This is a genomic window from Corynebacterium sp. HMSC055G02, assembly GCF_001809065.1.
Classification (GTDB): domain Bacteria; phylum Actinomycetota; class Actinomycetes; order Mycobacteriales; family Mycobacteriaceae; genus Corynebacterium; species Corynebacterium jeikeium_D.
Genome location: NZ_KV795633.1, coordinates 1 through 24,119, shown reverse-complemented (window position 1 = coordinate 24,119; position 24,119 = coordinate 1). Strand labels below are relative to the sequence as shown.

Annotated in this window: 18 protein-coding genes and 1 tRNA gene; 13 read left to right on the top strand and 6 right to left on the bottom strand. The window is 57.9% G+C overall.

Annotation, left to right across the window (positions count from 1 at the left end; all coding sequences use genetic code 11):
* Positions 1-20 precede the first annotated feature (20 nt).
* The gene (locus tag HMPREF2547_RS00400; protein WP_070604403.1) at positions 21-1,385 is read right to left on the bottom strand and encodes a DEAD/DEAH box helicase; all 1,365 of its coding nucleotides are present in this window, start codon (positions 1,383-1,385) and stop codon (positions 21-23) included.
* A 94-nt stretch (positions 1,386-1,479) separates the two neighbouring features.
* On the opposite strand from HMPREF2547_RS00400, the gene HMPREF2547_RS00395 reads away from it, so the two are divergent.
* The 7 genes from HMPREF2547_RS00395 (at position 1,480) to HMPREF2547_RS00365 (ending at position 13,796) form a co-directional block, all read left to right on the top strand.
* The gene (locus HMPREF2547_RS00395; protein WP_042388469.1) at positions 1,480-1,704 is read left to right on the top strand and encodes a DUF3107 domain-containing protein; all 225 of its coding nucleotides are present in this window, start codon (positions 1,480-1,482) and stop codon (positions 1,702-1,704) included.
* On the top strand, positions 1,704-2,612 hold the full coding sequence (locus HMPREF2547_RS00390) for a DUF3152 domain-containing protein (RefSeq protein ID WP_070604401.1): 909 nt from the start codon (positions 1,704-1,706) through the stop codon (positions 2,610-2,612). Before HMPREF2547_RS00395 ends, HMPREF2547_RS00390 begins: the two co-directional genes overlap by 1 nt.
* 9 nt (positions 2,613-2,621) lie before the next feature.
* Positions 2,622-3,473, top strand: coding sequence for a TIGR02569 family protein (locus HMPREF2547_RS00385; RefSeq protein ID WP_048733339.1), 852 nt, complete (start codon positions 2,622-2,624; stop codon positions 3,471-3,473).
* A gap of 103 nt (positions 3,474-3,576) precedes the next feature.
* Complete coding sequence (locus HMPREF2547_RS00380; protein ID WP_246819581.1) at positions 3,577-6,927, top strand: ATP-dependent helicase; 3,351 nt, start codon at positions 3,577-3,579, stop codon at positions 6,925-6,927.
* 2 nt (positions 6,928-6,929) lie between these two features.
* The gene (locus HMPREF2547_RS00375) at positions 6,930-10,424 is read left to right on the top strand and encodes an ATP-dependent helicase (RefSeq protein ID WP_070604397.1); all 3,495 of its coding nucleotides are present in this window, start codon (positions 6,930-6,932) and stop codon (positions 10,422-10,424) included.
* Between the two features lie 115 nt (positions 10,425-10,539).
* Entirely contained in the window at positions 10,540-11,607 is a 1,068-nt protein-coding gene (locus HMPREF2547_RS00370) for a potassium channel family protein (protein WP_016422233.1), read from the top strand.
* Between the two features lie 119 nt (positions 11,608-11,726).
* Entirely contained in the window at positions 11,727-13,796 is a 2,070-nt protein-coding gene (locus tag HMPREF2547_RS00365; protein WP_070604485.1) for an ATP-dependent DNA helicase UvrD2, read from the top strand.
* A gap of 26 nt (positions 13,797-13,822) precedes the next feature.
* Here HMPREF2547_RS00365 and HMPREF2547_RS00360 read toward each other — a convergent pair whose 3' ends face one another.
* Positions 13,823-14,758 carry a TOMM precursor leader peptide-binding protein gene (locus HMPREF2547_RS00360; RefSeq protein WP_042388472.1) on the bottom strand — a complete coding sequence of 312 codons (936 nt, stop codon included), beginning with the start codon at positions 14,756-14,758 and terminating at the stop codon, positions 13,823-13,825.
* 68 nt (positions 14,759-14,826) lie between these two features.
* Between HMPREF2547_RS00360 and HMPREF2547_RS00355 the strand changes: the two genes are divergently transcribed.
* Positions 14,827-15,357: a YgjP-like metallopeptidase domain-containing protein gene (locus HMPREF2547_RS00355; RefSeq protein ID WP_016422236.1), complete on the top strand. Its 531-nt coding sequence runs from the start codon at positions 14,827-14,829 to the stop codon at positions 15,355-15,357.
* 4 nt (positions 15,358-15,361) lie between these two features.
* Here HMPREF2547_RS00355 and HMPREF2547_RS00350 read toward each other — a convergent pair whose 3' ends face one another.
* Entirely contained in the window at positions 15,362-16,864 is a 1,503-nt protein-coding gene (locus HMPREF2547_RS00350) for a zinc-dependent metalloprotease (RefSeq protein WP_070604395.1), read from the bottom strand.
* A 139-nt stretch (positions 16,865-17,003) separates the two neighbouring features.
* Between HMPREF2547_RS00350 and HMPREF2547_RS00345 the strand changes: the two genes are divergently transcribed.
* On the top strand, positions 17,004-18,077 hold the full coding sequence (locus tag HMPREF2547_RS00345) for a YlbL family protein (RefSeq protein ID WP_070604394.1): 1,074 nt from the start codon (positions 17,004-17,006) through the stop codon (positions 18,075-18,077).
* Between the two features lie 37 nt (positions 18,078-18,114).
* On the opposite strand, the gene HMPREF2547_RS00340 is transcribed toward HMPREF2547_RS00345, so the two are convergent.
* The 3 genes from HMPREF2547_RS00340 to HMPREF2547_RS00330 form a co-directional block, all read right to left on the bottom strand.
* Entirely contained in the window at positions 18,115-19,542 is a 1,428-nt protein-coding gene (locus HMPREF2547_RS00340; protein ID WP_070604392.1) for an alanine/glycine:cation symporter family protein, read from the bottom strand.
* Positions 19,543-19,611: 69 nt separating this feature from the next.
* Entirely contained in the window at positions 19,612-20,037 is a 426-nt protein-coding gene (locus tag HMPREF2547_RS00335) for a fluoride efflux transporter FluC (RefSeq protein WP_070604390.1), read from the bottom strand.
* Positions 20,034-20,453: a fluoride efflux transporter FluC gene (locus HMPREF2547_RS00330; protein ID WP_224433822.1), complete on the bottom strand. Its 420-nt coding sequence runs from the start codon at positions 20,451-20,453 to the stop codon at positions 20,034-20,036. Before HMPREF2547_RS00330 ends, HMPREF2547_RS00335 begins: the two co-directional genes overlap by 4 nt.
* 282 nt (positions 20,454-20,735) lie before the next feature.
* On the opposite strand from HMPREF2547_RS00330, the gene pgm reads away from it, so the two are divergent.
* The 4 genes from pgm (at position 20,736) to HMPREF2547_RS00310 (ending at position 24,014) form a co-directional block, all read left to right on the top strand.
* Positions 20,736-22,391, top strand: coding sequence for a phosphoglucomutase (alpha-D-glucose-1,6-bisphosphate-dependent) (gene pgm, locus HMPREF2547_RS00325; RefSeq protein WP_005511175.1), 1,656 nt, complete (start codon positions 20,736-20,738; stop codon positions 22,389-22,391).
* 54 nt (positions 22,392-22,445) lie between these two features.
* Positions 22,446-22,886, top strand: a complete 441-nt coding sequence (locus tag HMPREF2547_RS00320) for a MauE/DoxX family redox-associated membrane protein (protein WP_016422243.1) — start codon at positions 22,446-22,448, stop codon at positions 22,884-22,886.
* A gap of 145 nt (positions 22,887-23,031) precedes the next feature.
* Positions 23,032-23,763 carry a DsbA family protein gene (locus tag HMPREF2547_RS00315; protein ID WP_016422244.1) on the top strand — a complete coding sequence of 244 codons (732 nt, stop codon included), beginning with the start codon at positions 23,032-23,034 and terminating at the stop codon, positions 23,761-23,763.
* Between the two features lie 175 nt (positions 23,764-23,938).
* A tRNA-Ala gene (locus HMPREF2547_RS00310) sits at positions 23,939-24,014 on the top strand.
* Positions 24,015-24,119: the final 105 nt, after the last annotated feature.

Below are 24,119 nucleotides of genomic sequence, written 5' to 3'. Positions count from 1 at the left end.
GAGTTGGCACGCGCAGCGGCCTAGCTGCGACGATGAGAATTGGAGTGGCCGTCCCGCTTTGAGCTTCGTCCTTGGCCGCGATTGCGATGATGAGACTGTGAGCGGTTGTTTCGCGGGCCTCTTCCGCCACGCCCGCGAGGTGGCCGGGAACCCAATACCGGGCGGGCTGGCCCGACCTTCTCATCGATCCCCTCGGGGATGTCTAGAGCTTCGGCGAGCTCGGGGGAGGTGGAAAACCACGTCGGAATCTCGGCCATGTCCAGGTCGAGAGCATCTGAAATAGCCTTCCACTTTGTGGTTTCATCCCAGCCGACGAGCGTAACGGCGACACCGCTGTGTCCCGCGCGGCCGGTGCGGCCGATGCGGTGGACATAGGTCATTTCGTCATCGGGCACCTGGTGGTTGATGACGTGGGTGACATCGTCGATATCGATACCGCGAGCCGCGACATCGGTTGCGACCAGGACGTCGACGTCGCCATTGCGGAACGCCGTCAGCGAGCGCTCACGTGCAGGCTGGCCCATATCGCCGTGGACGGCGGTGACCAGGAAGCCGCGCTCGCCGAGCTGCTCAGCAACCGAGGCGACGCCGCGCTTCGTGCGAGCAAAAATGATGGTGCGACCACGACCGTTGGCTTGCAGGATGCGGGCGATGACCGAGACCTTATCCATCTGGTGCGATTGGAAAACAATCTGTTTAGTGGTCTCGTGGACTGTGGCCTCTTCCTCGCCTGATTCAGCACGGATGTGCACCGGGCGATTCATAAAGGTACGTGCGAGAGTCAGAATTGGGCCCGGCATTGTTGCCGAGAAGAGCATGGTCTGACGTTCATCTGGCACCGCAGCCAGAATCTTCTCGATGTCCGGCAGGAAGCCCAAGTCGAGCATTTCGTCGGCCTCGTCGAGAACCAAAATCTTTACGCCTGACAGCTCTAGATTATTGCGCTGGTAAAGATCGATGAGACGGCCGGGAGTACCGACGATGATGTCCACACCGCGGTCTAGCTGTTCAATCTGTTCCTCATAGGGGCGGCCACCGTAAATAGTGCACACACGCAGATTGGTTGAGTGCGCAGCGCGGGCCAAATCCTCGCCGACCTGCACACATAGCTCACGGGTGGGGACGATGATGATTGCGCGGGCAGTGCCATCCGGTTCTGGAATGCGGGCGTCATCAAAGACGCGGTCAATAAGGGGGACACCAAAACCAAGAGTTTTTCCCATGCCAGTACGGGCTTGGCCGATAATGTCCGTGCCGTCGAGCGCCAAGGGCAGCGTCAGTTCCTGGATTGCAAATGTGCGGGTGATTCCTTCGTCGGCGAGTGCGTCGCAGATTTCCGCGGCGACCCCCAATTCGACGAATGTCGGGGACTGGGACTCTGCCACGGCGACTCCTTTGCTGTTTGTAACCTCACGTGACACGACGGCTTAATCGGTCTCTCTAATCCTAGCCGCTTTGGGAATGGTTATGATGTCACCTATGGACATCACTATTGGATTTGCAGACAATACGCGTGAGCTGAACATTGAAAACGTCGCTGGTGGTGAGGAGGTCAAGGCTGCGATCTCCCAGAAGCTGGCTGCTGGCGAAGGTGTGATTGAGCTCAGCGACGGCGCTGGTCAGGAGTACCTGATTAATGCTGACAAGGTCGCCTACGTCCGTACCGGTAATAACGCAGACCGTAAGGTTGGCTTCTTCGCCTAATGACGCAAGAACCCTTTCTCGTACGCATTGCAAGGAGTTGGGGGTGGCGAGCCTATGCCATCCCTGTACTTGTGGTGCTCACAGTCATCATTCTCTTCGACATCTTCACTGCTGAAGATGATTCTTCAGGTTCCGGCACTGGCACTATCGCCTCGCAGAGTGGCAATGGTCGCCCTGGTCCGGTGCCCGGTGAGGGATACGGTGATGGTTACGAGGGAGGGCAGTTGCCACCCGGTCCGGCCTTTGCCACGGAACCCTCGGGAAATTTTAAAGATGTCACCGTGGCGCATCCCCGTGTTGGGGAGGGGCGCGACAATGCGGTCAGGTATTCCGTGGAAATTGAAGACAACATTGATGTTCCTTCGATTGGTGGCGAGCGCGCCTTTGCAGAGACGGTGAACTCGATTCTGGCCGATCCACGTGGCTGGACAGCTAATCCAGATTTTTCTTTCGAGGCAGTGCCTCGCGACCAGGATCCGACGATTGTCGTGCAGCTTTCCGCGACTGGAACCGCACATCAGCTGTGCGGCAACACCTTGGGAATGGAGACCTCCTGTTACCTGTCTGGGCAGCGGGAAGGTGAGCCTGGGCGCGTGGTCGTCAGTATCGCCCGGTGGGTTCGAGGTGCCCTGCCTTTTGAGGGGGACCTGGGATTGTATCGCCAATACCTTATTAATCACGAGGTTGGTCACGGACTTGGGTACGCGGTTCACGAGCCCTGTCCGAGGGACGGCGGTATCGCGCCAATCATGATGCAGCAGACCCTGAGCGTGTCGAACGATGAACTGCACAAAATCGACAGCAGCGAGGTCTATCAGGTCGATGGTAAGACGTGTTCTGTCAACGGCTGGCCGTACCCATTTGGGGCGGACGACGATACGGCCGCACCGACTCAGAAAGCAAGGTAGTAGCAGATTATGATCGCCACTCCTCCCGACCGTGTTTTAGAGGCCTTTGGTGCCGAGGGCGAGCCGCATCGTGCCGGGCGAGCTTGGGACAATGGCTGGGTCTACGACGATTCCATTGTCCTTTCGCCGGTACATAATTCGGCGCAGGCGCTGTGGTCTGCAAAGGTTCGCAGTGCGCTAGATGTCGATGGCGTCCGAGTGGCGAAATCCGTGCGTACCAGTGACGGCCGCTTGGTTATTGCTGGGTGGCAGGCTCGTCATTTCATCCCGGGGGGATTCGCGCCACGTGCCGATGAAACCATTGTGGCCGCTGGTCGCGTGGAAGAGTCGCTTGCCAGTATTGAACGGCCACAGTTCCTCCTTGATAAAGAGCCCGATTACTTCGTCATGTGTAATCGCGCAGCTTGGGACTCTGACCCAATCGGCATCCTCGAGCAGCTTCTCGACGCGGATAGCGTCCCCCGCGCCGATTGTGCCGAGGCTCTCACGATCTCCGGTGATCTTCTCCAGCTGCGGGCAGAGATGGTTGTGCCAACGGAGCTTCTGCAGGTCTGTCACGCAGACCTCGTCGGCACGCTGCTTTACGACGGCACGGCCGCCCCGGTTCTCACCGATATCGTGCCAGCGTGGCATGTCCGTGGTTGGACAGCTGCCTTGGCGGCAGTGGATTGTCTGTCCATGATGGGGGCTGATGAGGAGCTACTGCGGCGCTTCGATCACCTGCCGGATTTCGGTCAGTTGCTCGTTCGTGCGATGTGTTATCGACTTTTTGTCCACGCTGTTAGTCCAGAATCGCAGCCGAGTGCGTATCGCGGTCTGTTCCGCGCGGCTTCGCTAGTTCGCGCGTTTGTGTCTAAGTAACGCCGGGCAGTATTTACGGGAGTTTTTGGGACGGGGGTACTTTTCTCCTTATTTCGAATGGGTGTTCGAGTATCGGTCCGGAGGTTGTGCCACAATGGTGCACATGAACGTAGATGGAATGCCGAAGGTTCGGTTCGTCCAGGAGGAACCTCCTCGTCGTCGGCAGTGGTTGGGTACTGCGGTAGAGGCGCTTTTCCCTTCCCATAATCAGGCGCTCGTGGTAGAGAACAAGCTTGTAAACCAGTCTGTTGTGCGCGTTTTAGGCGGCCCAGGGACTGGAAAGAGTTCGCTGCTGGCAGATCTCGCGGTGGACTACATGCAGGCGGGCATTCCGGCGGACAGCATTTTGGTGGTGTCACAGTCAAAAGAGGCCGCTGCGGAATTGAGGCGGGATATTGACAGGCGTTTTTCCTCTGAACTGGGGGAAGGTGGTTCGGTCGGGGCAGGTCAAGGTGGCATGGTGCGTGCCGTGCATTCGCTTGCCTATGCAGTAGTACGTGATGCCGCTGTCAGTCGGGGAGAGCCTGAACCATCGTTGACCACTGGTGCACGCCAAGATGCTGTCGTGCGGCAACTTTTGGCCGGACATGCGGAAGATGGTGGTGCGTATTGGCCAGAGCGGTTGCGCCCGGCTCTCCCATTAGTCGGTTTTTCCCGTGCAGTTCGTGACTTTCTGCTGCGTGCAGCTGAGCGGGGGATTGATGCCCCGAGGCTTCAGCAGCTCGGCGTGGACTATGGCATTGAGTCGTGGTGTGCGGCTGGCAAGTTTATGGCGGAGTATCAGCAGACTATGCGGTTGGCGTGGGAGCCCAGCCTGAACGCTGCAGAGATTGTCTCTGCGGCATTGATGGAGCTGGATGCAGACGCGCAAGCACTGGCTCGGTGGGGAAAGTCGGTGGTGCTGGTCGATGATGCTGAACACCTATCCCCGGAAGCTGCGCGTCTTGTGGATCGGTTTGTGTCGCAGGCGGCGGTAGCCGTCATTACTGGTGATGAAGATCAATCGGTATTCCACTTCCGCGGTGCTAATAATGACTATCTCCGGAGGACTGGTGAGGCCGAGTGCAAGGCAATCCACTTGCAGCAGTCTTACCGCTGTAACGCTGATATCGCGGATTTAGTCAACGCAGTTTCTCAGCGCTTGCCTAAGGCTCCTGCATACCGTGGCATTGTCGGTTCAGTTGGAGCACAGGAAGCTCGTGAATCCGAAGTTGGAAACAACAGCGATACCGTCGCAGCGGAAAACTCGTACGCAGCTAAAAGTGCAGTAAAAATAGCTATTCATCCTTCTGAACGTGCACAGCGAGCCACAGTCGCGGACTACTTCCGGCGCCTTCATATTGACGAGGGAGTGGCATGGAAGGATATGGCGGTCATCGTCCGGTCCGGTGCAGGGGAGTCCTCTCTGTTCCGTGCGTTGTCGCGTGCGGGTGTGCCTGTGCAGATTGACCCAACGGACATCGTGCTAAGTCATCAGCGATTGGTGCGAGCGCTGATGGTGGCGTTGCGGGCAACTATGAACCAGCTCGATGACGTGGAGTGGGACGAGTTCCTCTCCGGCCCATTGGTCAACATGGATCCGATTGTCAAAGAGCGTCTGCTGCGCGGAATCCGAAAGGCCGACCTGTTCGGCGGGGCCGCGATGACTCAGCTCATCGGAGTCTTGAAGGCAGAGGGACTCACAGCTGAACATCTGGAGCTTATTGAGTCTCTGTCGCAGCGTGAACGTCAGGCGCTGCAGGTGCCGCTGGATCTGTTGAGCGCAGCTCGTGAAGCGTTGCGCGATGGTGTGGAAGCAACTTTGTGGGCAATTTGGCAGTCCACTGGTTTGGCAGACCATCTGGTGGCGGCATCGTTGCGCGGCGGTACAGCTGGCGCATCGGCTGACCGCGATTTGGATGCTGTGATGGCACTGTTCGACTTTGCTGGTGACCGTGTGGAGCTGAATCCAAAACTGACGGTTGACGGTTTTATCGCTTCTGTGGAAGAGCAGGAGCTGCCCATCGGCGCACGTGACCGTAGCGGGGTAGAGCGCGATGCCGTGCGCATTCTCTCAGCCCATGCGGCTCTGGGCAGGCAGTGGAAAGCAGTAGCAGTTGTCGGAGTCCAGGAAGGCCAGTGGCCCAGCCTCGGTGTGACTGGCTCGGTGATGAAGCAGAACGAGTTCATCGGTCTCGTTGATCACGGAATTGAGCCGCGGGAGTACATCAATTCCATGGCGGATGCGCTGGCGGAGGAACGTCGTTTGCTGCACGTCGCGGTATCACGGGCGAGCGACAGGGTACTGCTGACCGCAGTCGATTCTCCTGACGATGTTGGAGTTCCCAGTCCGTTTATTATCGAGCTCGTTGAAAAGCTCGGTAATTCGGTGACGGAGCTGGTGAAACAGTCGGAAGCATCGTCGTCTGCGAACGGAGTCGGGGCTACGGCTAATGAAGCAAACGCCGGCAATCCGGATGTTGCAGAGGCAGAAGATGTCGCATGGGCCGGTGAAGGCCTGCCACGGGTGCTCTCTGTGGAGTCACTGCTGGCAGAACTGCGTGCAGCCGTTGTGGACGATGCGGAGACTGAGACGCGGCGTCGACAAGCTGCACGTCAACTCGCGCGATTGGCGCAGGTTGAGGTTGCTGGCGCACATCCAGACACCTGGTGGGGGCTCCGTGCACCGTCGACTTCGAAGCCGGTAAATGACAAGAAGCCGATGAGGATCAATCCCTCCAAGGTGGAAGCAACCCTGAGTTGTCCGTTGAAGGCCATGTTGGATAAATCAGCACCGACATCGGCCATGTATCTGGGCTCTCTACTGCATCAGGCGGTAGAAGCAGTCGCCAAGGGAGTGACTGTGCCTGAGGCTCAGTCTGAGATCCGGCGTGTTTTTGGGGACCTGTCCGATGATCCGGAGTGGCGTAAGCGTACTGAGGAAGAGACCTGGTTGACCGGGCTGGAGGATTGGCAGCGGTGGATTGAGACTAAGAAAGATATCGGAACCGAGGTCCCAGTAAATGTCAACATCAACGATGACATCGTGATTGTCGGACGAATCGACCGGTTGATTGAAGACGCTGATGGTGCAGTTCAAATCGTCGATATTAAAACCGGTAAGACAGCGCCCTCCGGTAAAGAAGTAGAAGGACACGCACAGCTAGCTACATATCAACTAGCGCTGTCGAAGGGGAAGCTCGTTGAAAGCGGAGATGGGCTCGCTGTGGACAACGGCGAAGGCATTGAACAATCTGGGGCATACCTGGTATTTCCGCGAAAGTCACACAATAAGACCATTATCACTAGCCGCGAACAGTCAAAGCTCACGGAAGACAAGTTGGCTGACTGGGAGCGTCGCGTAGAGCAGGTAGCACGTGCGACGTCTGGCCCGCGTGCCTTGGCGCTCGCTGGTGATCATTGCAAGTTCTGCACGCTTTCGAAGGCGTGCCCGGCAGCAGAAGGGAATCGGTAGTCATGTCGGAGGAACGAACCATCATTGATCCCGTCACCCTGTCGGAGATGATGGGGCAGGACTTTCCGCCCACTCCGCAACAAGCGGCGGTAATCGGTGCACCGATGGAACCAATGCTTGTTGTCGCCGGTGCCGGTGCTGGTAAAACAGCGACAATGGCTGCCCGTGTCGTGTGGTTGGTCGCCAACGGCTTTATCCGCCCAGAAGAAGTTCTAGGTTTGACCTTCACCAGGAAGGCAGCGCGCGAGCTCGGCGTCCGTATCCGCCAACAGCTGAATGCGCTTGCTTCCTCCGCTGCATTTCGTGCACAAGCTTCACCAGAGGTATTAGCAAGCCTCGAGGTCATTGCCCCAACCACGCTTACTTACGATGCTTATGCCTCTGAAGTCGTGAGCAATTATGGTCTTTTGCTGCCGACGGAGCCGGGGGTCACCATTATGGATGGCGCGACGCAGTGGCAGTTGGCCTGGGAAACAGCTCGCAATGTGACCGAAATTGATGTCGATATTGCACCATCAACGCTGGCTAGTCGCATTATTGAGCTGGGGTCGAACATCGACTCAAACTTATCTACCCCGCAGGCGATTCGCGAGGAAACCGAAGCGTTCATCAGCAATATTGAGCAGACCCCGCAGAAGGGTAAACGCGAGGGACTAATTGGCGATCTACAGGGCATCGTCGATAAGCAGCGGGAGAGATTAGAGATTTTGCCGCTGGTAGAGCAGGTTCGAGCTCGGTGCAATGAAGAAAATGTCGCCACCTTCGGTATGCAGATGGCTCGGGCGGCCCGGCTAGCCACCGACTTCGCGGAAGTCGGGGAGGAGGAGCGGCGTCGCTTTAAGATCATCATGCTCGACGAGTACCAGGACACGTCGCACACACAGCGGCTGTTCCTGCGTGCGCTGTTCTCCGGTGGTTGTGTCACCGCTGTCGGCGATCCGATGCAGGCAATTTATGGCTGGCGAGGAGCAACGGCCGAAAACCTTGTGCAGTTTGTCAATGATTTTCCGCGGTCGGATGGGCAGCCAGCGGAGAAAAAGCAACTGACCATTTCTTGGCGAAACCCGCAGTCAGTGCTGCAGCTTGCTAACGCAGTCTCCGACCGTGCTTTTGCGGGGCAGGCTCGTACGGTAGAGGCACTGGATGCAGGGCCAAAAGCAGGCCAGGGCGAGGTGCAGCTTGCTTTCACTGCAACCGGTGAGGAAGAAGTTGCATACATCGCAGATTGCATGGAGGCGCAATTACGCGAATGTGAAGCAGCTGGCAACAAGCTCGATGCCGCCATCCTGGTTCGGACAAATGCTGAATCGGCTGTCTATTTAGAGGCACTGTCTGAGCGGGGTGTGCCTGCAATCATTGTAGGACTCGCTGGATTACTGCACTTGCCCGAGGTCATGGATATCACCTCGGTGATGAAGATATTGGTCGACCCCAGTTCAGACCCGGATGCTCTGCGTCTGCTGCTCAGCCCACAGTTCAATTTGGGTGCCGCAGACGTGGAGGCACTTCGCACTCGTGTAGACCAGCTGGCAATGGCAGGCAAGGACGAGTTGGCCCGCAAGAAGGGCAACGTCGAAGAAACTTCAGACTCCTCACCGCTTTCCCAGCTCGCTCGCCAGTATGACAAGCTCGTGGAAGATGCCGAAGCAGCATCGTCCGCGGTGGGGCTGGGGCACGCCATCGCCGACCCGGATATTCGTTTTTACGACGGCACCCCGCTGGCGCGCGGCAGTGTGGAAAAAAATGGGCGGTTGGTCTGCAGCGAGTCACTGAACTACACAGATGAAGCAATGGTGCGCATCGCACAGTTGGGTGCAAGCCTACGAAAACTACGCCGGTTCTCGCTGAATAAGCCTCTGCCGGAACTGGTCGAGGACATCGCTACTGAGTTTGGAATTCGCGTAGAAGCAGCGGCTGGACAGTACGGTTCTGCTACCGCGATAACCAGGCCGACAACCGCACATCTGGATAGGTTTGTCGATATCGCTGCGACGTATTCTCAAAATATCTCGGACGATGTGACAGGGTTTTTGAACTATCTGGAATTCGCTGTCGAACACGATGATGGCTTGGAACGGGCACCTATGAACATGCCGGAAAACTGTGTCCAAATCATGACTATGCACAAGTCAAAGGGCTTGGAGTGGGAAACGGTTGCTGTTCCGGGCATCACCACTAGCAAGTTCGACAGAGTTGATTTGTCATCGTGGCTCACCAATTCAGTTCAGCTTCCTCCTGGCGCAATTACTCAAGTGGATCCGCTAACGGCTAGTGCAGAAACAACAGAGGATGCAACGCAGCTTGCAGCAGGCGATTGGGCTCCTGTCGCTGATTCTGTCGATAGCAACGCCCCCGAACTGGACATATCAGGCACCGATAACCAGACCGACCTCAACAAGGTGATCAAAGCCTACAAGGAAGAGCTGCGAGAAGTGGAGAGGGAAGAAAAACAGCGCCTCTTCTACGTTGCCATGACTCGCTCCGCGAAAAAGCTCATTGTCACTGCAAGCAGGCGGCCTAATCCGAGCTTGAAGAAACCCACCGACGTGTCGGCGGACTTCGCAGCCATCGCCACTCAATTCAGTGACTATGTGGTGTCGTGGACAGATGGGGAGGACCCTGAGGTAGAGGACACTGAAGTCGATTTGGACTGCGACACTGCGGTTGATGGGGTGGTCTGGCCCGTCGATACCCTGGGCAACCGCCGAGATAGTGTGCAGCGAGCAGCCGAAAGCGTCATGCGCTACATGGGCGAAGACCAGGATGAGCGCCCCATTGCAGGTGACCTGTCTGAGGTATGGGAAACGGAAACGACCATTCTCGTGGATGAAATCCTTCGAGCTAAGGCCGCGGAGATTCATCTACCAATGCCGACAAGCATGTCCACTAGCGAATACCAAGCGATGATTGCGGATCCGGTCGCGTTTGCTCGTCGGAAAGCACGCCCGGTGCCGTTTAAGCCAAACCGATTCGCGCGCCGAGGTACGGCATTCCACGCTTGGTTGGAGAATCGCTTCGGTGCACACAGTCTGCTGGACGATGAGGATCTCTTCGGGGATCAACTGGATGACTTCCTCGGCACAGAACAAGTCGCGTCCGAACGCGAACTGGAGAAATTGAAGGCGAACTTCGAGGCATCTGTGTGGGCTGACCGCACGCCAACGCATGTAGAGGTGCCGTTTGAAATTGCCATCGGGCAGAGGCGGGTCGTCGGCCGAATCGACGCGGTGTTTAACGACAACGGGAAGTGGAGCGTCATTGACTGGAAGACAGGCCAGATGCCGCGCGGAAAGGAAAGGGAAGTAGCGGCGCTACAGCTGGCGATTTACCGCCTGGCGTGGTCGGATAGGCTGCGCGAGATGGGAATGGAAACTGCCCCCGAAGACATTGAAGCCGGGTTCTTCTACGTTTCGGCAGGACGGACGCTAATACCAGATGAAGCGCTACTGCCAAGCAGGATAGAGTTAGACAGGAAAATGCGCGAGCTGATTGGATAATCATCTACGTATGTAACTGCCGCGTGGCCGTGGCCAGTTATCCAGGTGAAAGCAGCAGTTTGTATGCGCTATTTTTCACCGGGAGGAGTTTTCATGAAAGGCAGGCGAGGAGCGGTTGCGTAATCCAATTCGGAAATCTTCGGGATACGAAACCGGGCTCAATGATCTTCCCGGGCATGCACTGCTGGGAGTCATTGGCCTGCCTGAGTCCGCGCCGAAGAATCCTTGGCGGCTAATCATACGTCGTTTGAACTACGCCGTATTTTTGCTGCTGATTGCATCCGTCGTGGTCTACTACGACCGCAACGGATATACGGAGCCTCTCACCTTCATCGATGCGGTGTATTACTCGGCTGTCAGCCTGTCGACGACGGGTTACGGTGACATCACGCCGGTGACACAGAGGGCTCGATTACTCAATATTTTGATCATTACGCCACTGCGCGTGGCCTTCCTTGCTCTCTTGGTCGGTACTACTCTGACCGTTTTGACCCAAGAATCTCGGAAAACCCTGCAAATTCAGCGCTGGAGGAGACAGTTGCGCAACCACACCGTCGTTATCGGATACGGCACCAAGGGTCGTTCTGCCATTGCAGCTCTTCTCGCGGACGGCGTAGATCCGGCAGAAATCGTTGTTATTGATACGGACAAGGAAGCACTCGATCACGCTTCGAATCAAGGCTTGGCGACGGTGCATGGGTCGGCTACCAAATCCGATGTGCTGAAGTTAGCTGGTATTCAGCGTGCCCGCTCTATAGTCGTTGCACCGAACAAAGATGACACAGCGGTGCTGGTCACGTTGTCGGTCCGTGAGTTGGCGCCGGGTGCCTCAATTGTGGCCTCGGTGCGTGAATCAGAAAACCGCCACTTGTTGACGCAGTCAGGTGCAGACCAAGTGGTTATTTCTTCTGAAACCGCCGGCCGAATGCTGGGGCTGGCCACGGTGACTCCTTCGGTGGTTGAGATGATGGAAGACCTCCTGAGCCCGGATGAAGGATTCTCTGTTGCAGAGAGGCTGGTCACCGAAGAGGAAATCGGTGCCAGCCCACGGCACCTCGCGGATATTGCACTCGGCGTGGTGCGCTCGGGTGAGCTGTACCGAATTGATTCACCGGAGTGTGAGTCGGTGGAGCCAGGCGACCGGCTGCTGTACGTCCGCCGTGTCTACAGCAATGACGAATAGCACTCGACCAGTTTAAAAATGGGGTCTAACAACTTTTGACTTACTCAGAGGCGGATGTGAACAAGCCGGATTATCTAGCTGGGCTGGATCCAGACCAGCGCGAGGCAGCAACGGCTCCGATGGGGCCGGTGTGCATTCTTGCTGGAGCCGGTACAGGTAAGACCCGAACAATTACTCATCGCATCAAGTACCTCATTGACCAGGGGTTTGTGCAGCCGCAGAAGGTATTAGCGGTGACATTTACCTCGCGTGCAGCAGGGGAGATGCGCGACCGCCTGGCAAAGATGGGAACGCCTGGAGTCCAGGCGCGTACTTTCCACTCGGCAGCTCTTCGCCAGCTGCGCTACTTCTGGCCCCAAGTCGCCGGTGATATGCCCTGGCAGCTGTTGGATGACAAGAAATTCCGTGTCGTCGCCCAAGCAGTACGCCGGGTGGGCCTGGACACCTCCAAGGAAACGATCCGCGATGTCATGGGCGAGATTGAGTGGGCGAAGGCCACTCTGGCCGGTGCGGATCAGTACCAAGCCGCGCTGCGGGAGCATGGGCGCACGGCGCCTCTGTCTGCGGAGAAAATTGTCGATTGCTATCGCGCTTACGAGGACATAAAAACCACCCCGGACGGGCTATTGCTCGACTTCGACGACCTACTCATTCACACCGCCGGTGCGATGGAGAATTCCCGTGCAGTGGCGGAGGAATTCCGCAACCAGTATCGGTGCTTCGTCGTCGATGAGTACCAGGATGTCACCCCGTTACAGCAGCGAGTTCTCAACGCCTGGCTGGGAGACCGTGACAACCTGACAGTTGTCGGGGACGCCAACCAGACGATTTACTCTTTCACAGGCGCGACTCCGCAATACCTGATGAACTTCTCTCGGGACTACCCGGAAGCCACAGTGGTCCGCCTGCAGCGGGACTACCGATCGACCCCACAGGTCGTCGGTCTGGCTAACAATGTCATCGGCCGTGCGCAGGGACGTATCGCCGGCTCGCGGCTGAAGCTGATTGGGCAGCGTGAAGACGGCCCGGAGCCGACTTTCAATCAGTACGACGATGAGCCAATGGAAGCTCGCGCGACCGCGCGCAGCATCAAGCGACTTATCGACGCGGGTACGCCGGCATCGGAGATTGCCGTTTTGTACCGGATTAACGCACAGTCCGCAGTTTTTGAGCAGGCTTTGTCCGAGGTAGGAGTCGCCTACCAGGTTCGTGGCGGGGACGGTTTCTACCAGCGTCCCGAGATCCGCGATGCCATCGCAGCACTTGTGCGAGTTTCCCGTTCCTCACGGACTGTTCCGACATTGCAGGGCACGAATCTGTTGGATTTGGTCAAGCAGGTTTTCGCGGGTCTTGGCATGACTGACCAAGAGCCGGAAGGCACTGGTGCCAGGGAACGTTGGCAGTCACTGCGCGCCCTATTCGACCTGTGTAAGGACATCGTTCATGCCAACACCGAGGTCAATATCCAGGCGCTCCTCGGCCAATTGCACACTCGGCAGCAGGCCAAACATCCACCGACGCTGGATGGCGTGACGCTGGCTAGCCTGCATGCAGCCAAGGGGCTGGAGTGGGATGCGGTGTTCCTCGTTGGGCTTACCGACGGTTCGCTGCCTATCCAACATGCGCTGAATAAATTCGACCGTTCTCCTGCGCAGGGGGCGGAAGCCATCGAAGAAGAGCGCCGTCTGTTCTATGTCGGCATTACTCGAGCCCGCGAACATCTGGAGCTATCTTGGTCATTGTCGCGGACAGAAGGCGGCCGCAGGTCACGTCGCCGCACACGATTCCTCGATGAACTCGACATTGATGTCTCTGACTACTCGGCTGAGGCACAGCGAAGCTCAAGGAGCTCTAGTTCCCGCAGTAAGCGTCAGCAGTCCAAACAGTGCAAGGGCTGTACTAAGCCATTGCACACCGATGCCGAGCGGATTTCAGGGCGTTGTGAAGAGTGCCCAGTCAGTGCGGATCCTGCACTACTGGAAGCATTGCGTGCATGGCGCTTGGAAATGTCGAGGGAAATGACGGTCCCCGCATTCGTAATCTTCTCCGATGCGACCCTTCTGGCCATCGGTGAGCAGCAGCCGACTACGCCGGAGGAACTTCTGCAGATTCCCGGAATTGGAGAAGCGAAGCTCAATCATTTCGGCGAAGGCATCTTGGGAATCGTCAATTCTTTCGTGAATTCCTAGTCAGATTCTGCTCAAGGCACTTCGAATTACATGAACTGCATCTGCGAGTTTCCATGACCACACACTGGGCACTGCGGGTGGGGAGCAACAGTAGTGCGAGTGATATCGAGGCTTTCCAGATCTATGCGCACCTCCGTTGCACATAGATCTGAGAGATCCGGCCGCCGCAGCTGCCCAACCAACAGTGGCACCGCTGTGTTCAGCCATTCCGGTGCGGCCACGGGCGTAAAAGTGCGAAGCTGTAGCGCAATCAGTGCCCGGACGGGGTCGCGGTCTCGTCGATAAGCTTCGAAACACATCGAGCAGGGTCCTTGACCTGGTTGAACAAGTGGCCCAAGAATCAGTGCCCCATCGCGGAAATGCGTGTGCAGATGCTCAATTCCACGATGAAACAGAGCGCGAACCAAGGGCATGCTCGGTACTTCCATGCCCGTGACCACCGCGAGCCCGATCTCTTCCGGTGTGGATTGAGATATTTTCAGCGTCGCATTGCGGGTGGGCGACATTGCCGTCGTCCAACTACCACAACCCGTGCGACGAAGCTCCTTTAAAAGTCCGGTGCGCAAGCTGTCCCGACCAATCAGCGTAATCCTCCGCCGTGTCGGTGGTTTTTGGACCAGTGCGGCTCGGTGAAGGTCGGAGATAAGTGCGGTAATGAACTGCGGTGACAGTTTGTCGTGACTGTCAGTAAAGGCCTCGCTTAAGGTGCTACCTCTATGAGCTGCAAGAAGCGCCGAGAAGACAGGCCCCGGCGGGGTGCCGTCGGAAAGCGGCAGAATCATGCTGCGCTCCGGTTCCACGCCGAACTGAATCCGCGCGCCTGGGCGCATGACAATCGGTACCTCCGGCCGCAGCGCGTAGTCCGTGGCAGGCGCGGCAAGTGTTTGTGCCGCGGGTGTGTGCGAACCTATTACGCCAGCCGTACCATCCCGCCCCCGAGACGTATCCCTGTATTCCCCCATAAAAATATCTTTTACCCCGGGGCCAGCTTTTACGCAATCGCAGCGCAGAGCATATACGCTTAAAAAGCATGAGCACCAAGCGACCTGAGTACGGCCCGGATGTTGAGGTTCGGCGCTCGAAGCGCCGCCGCCGTACTGTGTCCGCCCGCGCGGAGGGAAACCGGATCATTGTCATGGTTCCGGACGATCTCAGCGCCGCTGCGGAAAAACAGCAGGTCAATGAAATTGTTGCGCGAGTGCGGAAGAAAGTTGGCAGCAACCTGGATAATTCCGAGCTGGAGCGCCGCGCACGGCTGCTCTCTCGTACGGTGCTGGAAGATCGCCCGCGGTTCGAGTCAATCAAATGGGTCAAGAACATGTCGCGCAGGTGGGCATCGGTCACCGGCGGTGTCGATAGTCCGGGGCGCATTCGCATTTCGCACAGGCTTGCCGACGTCCCGGGGTACGTCCTCGACGACGTCATTGTGCACGAACTGGTGCACACTTTCGTCGACGGTGGTCATACCGAAGAGTTTTGGTATTGGGCGGCAAAAGCCCCGTACCACGAACGGGCACGGGGCTATTTAGAGGCGTATCAGCGCTGGGGAACCCAGAGCTAACTAGCTACTTATCGTCATCGGTGTCGCCAGAATTGTCCTCCTCGGTGTCACTGTCCTTGCCCTCAGTCGCGCGCTTTTCGGCTTCTTTGCGCAGCTGCTCTTCAAGCTCTGCGATCGGGTCGAAGTCATCGTTGTCCGAGCCACCAAGAACCGAGTCAATAAAGGCCGCGGGTTCATCCAAATCTTCTGCTACGGGCAGGAAGTCCGGGTGATCCCAGACCTTGTCACGTCGCTCGATGCCCACAGCGGTGGTCAGGCGGTGCCACAAGTTGGTTGCCTCACGCACCTTGGGGGAGCCGAGGTCAATGCCGGTGGCCTTCTCCAGCGCCTGCTCAGCACCTTCGGTGGCGCGGCGACGACGCCAGGCTTCATCCAATTGTGCGGCACCCGGTAGACGCTCACCGAGGGCATCGGTGACAACCATGTCCACCCACCCTTCGACCAGTGCTAGCAGCGTCTGGAAACGAGTACGAGCATTCTCGTTGCGAGAACGAATCTTCGGACTCAGATCCATATTTTGCAGCTGACTCATAGCCTCCTGCATACGCTGCGGATCCTGCATGTTCTCAATATCCAGACCGCGAGCGGCCTCTTCGATCGCGGAGTAGTCGATGACGATGCCAGCGGCGTACTCCTCGACAGAGGAAATCATGCGTTCAGCCAGCCATGGCACGCGGTCGTAAAGACGTTGGTGTGCAGCTTCGCGGGCAGTGGCGTAGATAAACAGATCGCGCGCTGGAACCTCGAGTTCCTCTGCGAGAGCAACTAGATGTGTTGGCAGCAGTACCGCCGCACCAGTGGTGTGTAGCGGCAGCCCGAGGTCAGAACCAGTCAGGCTCGTCTGTGCCAATTCAGCCAGCGCATTCCCTAGCTGAGTACCGAAACTCATCGAGTTCATCTGGCGCATGATGCCCAGCATCGGGCCCATCATCTCGCGAGCTTCCTCTGGAACGCCCTCGAGGGAGGCATCACTCATGCGGCTGGCGACGGGATCGACAAGGCGAGTCCATGTCGACTTGGTGTTCTCCAACCACTGCAGGCTATTCCACGCTTCTACGCGGTTGACACCAGCGGGAAGGGAGGTGACGTCATCTAGCCACAGTTCGGCCAGGCGCAAGGAATCAGCCAGCGCCTCGCGGGCCGAGTCCTTCACCGGAGCTGGGTTACCAAGACGGGTCCGCGCAACGCGCTCGGCCGCGTCGTAGTTGACAGGGCCAGAGTTAGACTCCTGGAATCGCTGCCCCATGCCGGAGAACATCTCGCCGAACTGGTTGAGAATATCGCCCAAGTTCGGCTGTTCTCCTTTGCCAGAGGAGCCGCTGCCGGGCTGCCCGGGGCCGCCGAAACCGAAGCCACCGGCGCCGCCCATGCCACCGAAGGGAAACCCGAAGAAACCGAAAGGACCGCCCTGGCCGCCCTGACCGCCCTGGCCGGAGTCATTGTTGCCAGCGTCGTCACGATCGTCATCATTGTCGTTCGGACCAAAGCCAAATCCGTTAGAACTCATGCTCCCACCGTACCGGGCAATGACCCGCGTGAGTACTTAAAAGCACCACTTTATTGGCAACTTCGCGCCCAGCGAACAGACACGGACAAGATTCATCAGGTGTCCAGTAGGCAGATAGCGAGAATGTAGGGTGTTATTTGTGAATCGTCGTACCCAAACTCTTGTTGCGGGCGCTGTGCCCATCGCCGCGTTGGCAACTGTGCTCTCGCTGCCAACGCTGACAGTGCCCTATGCCGCGCAGGGGCCTGGCCCGGTCTTCGATGTCCTCAGCGATGTCGAGGGCAAGAGCATTATCTCGGTCAGTGGCAGTGCTGCGGACTCCGAACTCTCTAAGGGCACGCTGGATATGACAACCGTCGCAGTCAGACATAACCTGACATTGCCGCAGGTCATTGGCCTGTGGTTCGATCGTGACAACGATATCGTCCCCATTGAGGCGGTCTTCCCTCCGGGCCAGAGTCAGGACGAGGTGGAAGAGGAGAACAAGGCTGCATTCACCGAGTCAGAGGCCAACGCCACCTCCGCTGCGCTGGCACATCTCGGGTTGCCGATGGAAGTCACCGTCGCCTACACAGTGCCGGACAGTCCCGTCGATGGGCGACTGCATGAAGGCGATGTGATTCTCGCAGTGGATGGGGTGGCAGTAAGCAAGCCCGAGCAAGTCAAGGCGATTATTGCCGGACGCAACCCGGGCGATACTGTCACGTTGAGGGTCAAGCCTTCGACCGTCGATAAGCAGAAGGCTGCTAAGGGCGAGGACTCTGCCCCCGAGAAAGCCGTCGATATTTCTGTGACACTGGCGGAAAACCCGCATCAAAAGAATGCCGCGCTGCTCGGCGTTGGGATGGGGGCGCAATCCGCGGACGACACCAAGGTTGAGTACCAGCTCAGCGGCATTGGAGGTCCGTCGGCGGGTCTCATGATGACGCTCGGAGTGATTGACAAGCTGAGTCCAGGCGATTTGACCGAGGGGCAGCACCTCGCTGGCACCGGCACTATTGATGCTGCCGGCAACGTGGGCGAAATCGGTGGCATTACACACAAAATCTCGGCCGCCCGAGATGAGGGCGCCGAGATGTTCTTCGTGCCGGAAGGCAATTGCGCAGAAGCGGTGACTGCCGACCGAGACGATATGAAATTGGTAAAGGTCTCTGTGCTTGACGACGCGCTTGCGGCAATCGAAAAGCCGGAGACCGCGCAGACCTGCTCGTAGTTTTGCCGTAGCCCTTACGGGCAGCAGGTAGTTTCAGTTAGTTCTTGCTGAAAGCCTCGAAGTCCTGCTGAGACTGCCACTTGTCGATTTCCGCAGCCGTTGCGCGAAGTTGAGGGTCAAATTCGAGGTATGCCTTTGTCTCACGCGCGATGAGCCCGGACAGGACAATCAGACCGATGAGGTTCGGCAGCGCCATCAGGCCGTTGAGAGCCGAGGCGACGGACCAGACGGTTTCCAGCTGAGTTACCGCGCCGACGAAGACCACGCAGGTGAAGACTGCACGGTAGAGGCCGGTGCCGCGGCGACCGACCAGGGACTCGAAGGCGCGCTCACCGTAGTAGGACCAGCCCAGCATGGTGGAGAATGCGAAGAAGACAACCGACAGCGTGACGATGGTGCCACCCCAGTGGCCCGGCAGACCGCGGGAGAATGCCTCAGCGGTCAGAGCACCAGTGTCGACGTTGCCATCCTGCCAAACACCGGTGCTGATGATAACCAGGCCGGTGAAGGACACGACGATGATGGTGTCAATGAAGGTCTGAGTCATGGAGACCAAACCCTGACGAACTGGGTGAGTCGTCGATGCGGCGGCAGCGGCGATAGCCCCGGAACCCAGGCCCGACTCGTTGGAGAACAGGCCGCGGGCAACACCCATCTGCAGGGCGAGAATGAGCGTGGAGCCTGCGAACCCACCAACGGCCGCGGTGCCGGTGAAAGCATCGGTGAAGATGAGCTTGAAGGTCTCGGGCAGCGCCGAGACATTGGCGACGAGCACCCACACGGCCGCACCGATGTAGAGCACAATCATCATCGGCACAAAGCCGGCGGTGATGCGGCCAATCGACTTAATGCCACCCATCAGAGCTGCGCCTACCAGGATGAACATGATCATGCCGGAGAGCGTCGGATCGATGTCGAAGCTGTTTTCGAGGTTCGAGGCCACGGCGTTGCCCTGGGTCAGGTTGCCGATACCAAACGCTGCCAGCGCAGCGAAGACGGCGAAGAGAATGCCCAGCGTCTTACCAAAACCATTCGGGATGGCCTTGCGCAGGTAGTACTGCGGACCACCGGACTGTTCGCCAGCTGCATCGACCTGACGGTACTTCACGCCCAGGAATGCCTCGGAGTACTTCGATGCCATACCAAGCAGGCCGGTCACCCACATCCAGAACAGCGCACCGGGTCCACCCAGGCCGATCGCGGTAGCGACACCGACAATGTTGCCGACACCGACTGTTGCCGCGAGAGCCGTCGCAAGCGCCTGGTAGTTGGTGATATCTCCCTCGGCGTCTTCGTCGTTACGGTCGATGAGTCCGAGGCGCAGTGCCGGGCCGAGTTTGACCAGGTGAATTGCACCCAGGCGAATGGTCAAAATGATTCCGGTGCCGATCAGCGCGGGGATCAGGAGATACGGACTCCAAATAAAACTATCCGCCGCTGAGGCAAAATCGCTGAAGCTTTCCATGCTGTGGAACTTTACTGGTAGAAAGCCTAAATTCGATCATTAAATTCTCAGAAAATGATTATTGTGCTACTAATTCGCCACAAGTGGGGGTAAACACATTCCGACGAAAGCAAAAACTATTCCGCCAATCAGTGTGAGAGCAAGGTACCCACATGCCCTCCAAAAGTGTTGGTTCTTAAGGCGTACGATCTCTCCGGCGAGTGTGGACCACGTCGACAGGCCGCCGGCGAAGCCAATCATTACCGTCGCATAGGCCAGAGCAGGCGTCATGCCATTGCTTATCGACGTTCCCCGCGACCACACCACAGCAGCGACACCGGCGACGAAGCAGGCAATCATATTCGCGGTCCACGTTCCGGGCAGTTTGGAATCAGCCCACTTCACCGCAAGTTCGGCCAGCGCATAGCGCAGCGCTCCACCTACTGCCGCGCCAACTGCGATAGCGAGGATGGCAGACAGCGCCGAGGAAAATGAGCCGAGGAGATTACCGGTCATTCCGCGACCTCCCGTGCGCACTTGGTGCCCAGCCAGTAGGCGAGAGGGCAGCACAGCAGGTGAATAAGTCCGACGCTCACAATCAGTACGACTGACGTGTCCGCTTGCACCAACAAGAGAATGACAAATGCGGAGAAAGTGGTGAAACCGCCACAAAAGCCAGTACCGCAGAAAGCGGAAAGCCGAGGATTAGCAAACGCGATACTGCTGACCAGGCCGAAGAGAAAGCAGCCCAACAAGTTGATGACAGTGGTCGAAACTGCGCTAGTTCCCGAGCTCACAATCGCATCGATTGCCGCGCCGAGCAGAAAGCGACTTACCGCGCCAATAGCGGCACCGCCGGCGACAACCAGGGCCATGAGAACCTGCGCCCGTCCTGCTGATGGCAGTTTCGCAACGACAGATTCCTCATTCACGGTAAAAACGCTAGCACAGTGGCGAAAGGGGAGGTAGGCGCCGACAATTCGGAATCTTTCACCAGGAGGTGTTCCCGTCGGCACGCGACAATCTACCTACTGCACCCTATTGCAGGGGCGAGTTTGCCTTGCCGAGTGGTTCTTGCCATGCGCGCCGACCCTAAAACGGGGACACTGGGGAAGAGGAAGCGCATTTAAATCCGGTTTCCCCATTCCGGCCGGCTCGTCGGCGGTGAAATCGGTGGTTGCGCAGTTCGCCGATTCAGCAGGAGGATACCCACAATGGCTCATGAGCGCGCCGGGCAATTGGCCCAGCCATCCGACCTTATCGATGTCGCGGAACTGGTCACTGCTTACTACACAAAGCACCCGGACCCGAATAACCCCGACCAGAAGGTCGTCTTCGGTACTTCCGGTCACCGCGGTTCCTCCCTCGACGGCGCTTTCAACGAAGACCACATTCATGCCACCACTCAGGCCATCGTGGATTACCGCAAGGGCCAGGGCATTGAAGGCCCGCTCTACGTCGGTCGCGATACCCACGGCCTGTCCGAGCCGGCAATGATTTCCGCCCTCGAGGTGCTCACGGCCAACGGCATCACCGTGATGGTTGACGCTCAGGATCGCTACACGCCGACTCCGGCCGTCAGCCACGCGATTCTGACGTACAACCGCGACGTGGAGGGAGGTCCGACGGGGAGTAGCTCCGCGCGTGCCGACGGCATCGTGATTACCCCTTCCCACAATCCGCCACGGGATGGTGGTTTTAAGTACAACCCGCCGACTGGTGGTCCGGCGGACGCGGATGCGACGGACTGGATCGCAGCTCGCGCCAATGAATACCTGGCTAAGGGCCTGGATGGGGTTAAGCGCCAGCTGGTGGATAAGGCCGGAGACCTCGTAGTAAAGCACGACTACCTCAACGCATACGTGTCGGACCTGCCGAACGTTGTCAACCTCGACGCCATCCGTGATGCCGGCGTGCGTATCGGCGCCGACCCAATGGGTGGTGCGTCGGTGGATTACTGGGGCGCAATTGGCGATGCGCATAACCTAAACCTGACTGTGGTCAATCCGCTGGTTGATGCGACCTGGCGTTTTATGACGCTGGATACAGACGGCAAGATTCGTATGGACTGCTCCTCGCCGAATGCGATGGCGTCCTTGATTGGTAACCGCGATAAGTTCGACATCTCCACCGGCAATGACGCGGACTCCGATCGCCACGGAATTGTCACACCGGACGCGGGTCTAATGAACCCGAACCACTACCTGGCCGTTGCCATTGACTACCTCTTCGCACACCGTCCGGGCTGGTCGCAGGAGACCGCGGTCGGTAAGACGCTGGTGTCTTCGTCGATGATTGACCGCGTCGTTGCCAATTTGGGCCGCAAGCTCGTGGAAGTTCCAGTCGGCTTCAAGTGGTTCGTCCCGGGTCTGCTCGGCGGCACCATCGGCTTCGGTGGTGAAGAATCCGCTGGTGCATCGTTCCTGCGTCACGACGGCACTGTGTGGTCTACCGATAAGGACGGCATCATCCTGGACCTCCTGGCCAGCGAGATCAAGGCTGTGACCGAGAAGACTCCATCGCAGCTCTACGCAGAACTCGCCGATAAGTACGGTGCCCCGGCTTACGCTCGCACCGATGCGGACGCAACCCGTGAGCAGAAGGCAATCCTGAAGAAGCTCTCGCCAGAGCAGGTCAAGGCCGACACCCTGGCAGGGGAGACCATCACAGCCAAACTGACCGAAGCGCCGGGCAACGGCGCTGCGATTGGTGGCCTCAAGGTGGTTACGGAAAACGCATGGTTCGCGGCGCGTCCGTCGGGCACTGAAGATAAGTACAAGATCTACGCGGAGTCTTTCAAGGGCGCGGATCACCTGGCACAGGTTCAGGCTGAGGCACAGGACGTGGTCTCGGCGGTTCTGAACGGGTAAACGGTATCCGTTGGGCTAGCTGTAAACAGTTAGCCTGTACTAATATTTCTATGCATGAAGAATTTCGTAGGCGTGGTGGCACGATTCGGCCTGGCTGCAGTTTGGTTGTACTCGGGTCTAATCAAACTGCTGAACCCGCTGGAATCGCGTCAGGCAGTGCAAGCTTATGAGCTGCTGCCGAGTGATTTGGTGCCGATGGTAGCGGTTGCGCTGCCCGCTTTCGAAGTTATCCTCGGACTCCTGCTGGTATTGGGGCTTTTCCTGCGCCCGGTAGCGGTGTTGTCTGGCGCGCTCTTGCTGGTGTTTATCGGCGGCATTATCTCGGCGTGGGCGCGCGGCCTGCAGATTGACTGCGGGTGCTTTGGTGGCGGTGGCTACGACGAGAACGCTGGCCCCGCTACGTATCTGACGGAAATCGCCCGAGATATAGGTTTTCTGGCCTTGGCTGTATTTGTGTACGTGTGGCCGTGGAAGAAGTTTGCCATTTACGCCTAGCCCGCTGGCTAGAGGGGAAGCCTAGGGGATAGGCCAGGGGAATGGGGGCAAGGTGATGGGGCCTAGCGATGCGGCCTAACAACCATTTCCGTTTTCTCAGGCGCAATTGTGTCATTGGCAAGAAAACACCGCTATCGTAAGCGGTGTGAGTCAGAAGATTAAGAATCCAAATGAAAAGGGCAGTGGCTTCGTCGTCGGCCTGATTGCTCTTCTTGCTGTCGTTGCAGTTGTTATTGGTGGCGTTATCTACATCGGCCGGTCGCAGCCGATTGAGGGACTGCCAGATGAGGACGTCGACTTCTCCGTCGCACTCGACGGCGATGTCATCCGACTGAGCAAGGACGGCGCCGAAGGGGCTAAAACAGCCACGATTTTTGAGGACTTCTCGTGCCACTACTGTGCTCAGATGAGCGAAGAGGGCCACGATGATGAGCTCAAGGCGCTAAACGACGGCAAGCTTGTCGCTGAATACCGCACGCTGAACTTCCTGGATGGTCAGGAGAAGGAGCAGCGTGACGGTCACTCCACTCGCGTCTTCGCGGTTGCCCGCAAGATTGCTGAGACCGGTGATGCTCGCGCATATTGGAACTTCCGCACAATGATGATGGCTGACCAGCAGAACTCTGTCACGTGGAGCGATGATGAGTTGGCTGACCGTCTGGAGCAGCTCGGTGTTGCTGACGAAATTGTCAGCGAAGTCCGTTCCGGCATCGACACCACCGAGGCTAAGGCAAGCGCAAATGCCAACTTCGATGACCTTGAGAAGCGCTTGGGCAAGGTTTCCTCACCGCACGTCTTTGTCGATGGCAAGGATATTCTGGAGAACATTTCCGGTGATGGCGGACTGGGGCAGTGGGTCAAGGTGGCCCTGCGCTAGGTTCCGTGCACGCTCACACGATTCATCTTCAGTTCATGTTCGGCAGATCCACTCTGGGGCACTCGGCGAATACGTAAAAGAGTGTTCTACATGCGGATTTGGTGATACATGACAGTGCCATGTAGCCTTTGAGGAGTCCACAGCGGAGGGTGAAAGCCACTTCGATGTTGATTCTGGGGCTATGGCGCAGCTGGTAGCGCACCACACTGGCAGTGTGGGGGTCACGGGTTCGAGTCCCGTTAGCTCCACCAGAGTAAAAACCCTCGGTCGTTATGACCGGGGGTTTTCTTGTATCTGCCCCTGGGTAGTGTGCTCGCCGTTTGGGTTAAACGACAAAATGTGTGTCTGGCTCGGCG

Bases quoted from the DNA above. Each gene is read 5' to 3' on its own strand.
- HMPREF2547_RS00395 (WP_042388469.1), top strand. From the start codon at position 1,480: ATGGACATCACTATTGGATTTGCAGACAATACGCGTGAGCTGAACATT.
- HMPREF2547_RS00390 (WP_070604401.1), top strand. From the start codon at position 1,704: ATGACGCAAGAACCCTTTCTCGTACGCATTGCAAGGAGTTGGGGGTGG.
- HMPREF2547_RS00385 (WP_048733339.1), top strand. From the start codon at position 2,622: ATGATCGCCACTCCTCCCGACCGTGTTTTAGAGGCCTTTGGTGCCGAG.
- HMPREF2547_RS00380 (WP_246819581.1), top strand. From the start codon at position 3,577: ATGAACGTAGATGGAATGCCGAAGGTTCGGTTCGTCCAGGAGGAACCT.
- HMPREF2547_RS00375 (WP_070604397.1), top strand. From the start codon at position 6,930: ATGTCGGAGGAACGAACCATCATTGATCCCGTCACCCTGTCGGAGATG.
- HMPREF2547_RS00365 (WP_070604485.1), top strand. From the start codon at position 11,727: ATGGGGCCGGTGTGCATTCTTGCTGGAGCCGGTACAGGTAAGACCCGA.
- HMPREF2547_RS00360 (WP_042388472.1), bottom strand. From the start codon at position 14,758: ATGGGGGAATACAGGGATACGTCTCGGGGGCGGGATGGTACGGCTGGC.
- HMPREF2547_RS00355 (WP_016422236.1), top strand. From the start codon at position 14,827: ATGAGCACCAAGCGACCTGAGTACGGCCCGGATGTTGAGGTTCGGCGC.
- HMPREF2547_RS00350 (WP_070604395.1), bottom strand. From the start codon at position 16,864: ATGAGTTCTAACGGATTTGGCTTTGGTCCGAACGACAATGATGACGAT.
- HMPREF2547_RS00340 (WP_070604392.1), bottom strand. From the start codon at position 19,542: ATGGAAAGCTTCAGCGATTTTGCCTCAGCGGCGGATAGTTTTATTTGG.
- HMPREF2547_RS00335 (WP_070604390.1), bottom strand. From the start codon at position 20,037: ATGACCGGTAATCTCCTCGGCTCATTTTCCTCGGCGCTGTCTGCCATC.
- pgm (WP_005511175.1), top strand. From the start codon at position 20,736: ATGGCTCATGAGCGCGCCGGGCAATTGGCCCAGCCATCCGACCTTATC.
- HMPREF2547_RS00320 (WP_016422243.1), top strand. From the start codon at position 22,446: ATGAAGAATTTCGTAGGCGTGGTGGCACGATTCGGCCTGGCTGCAGTT.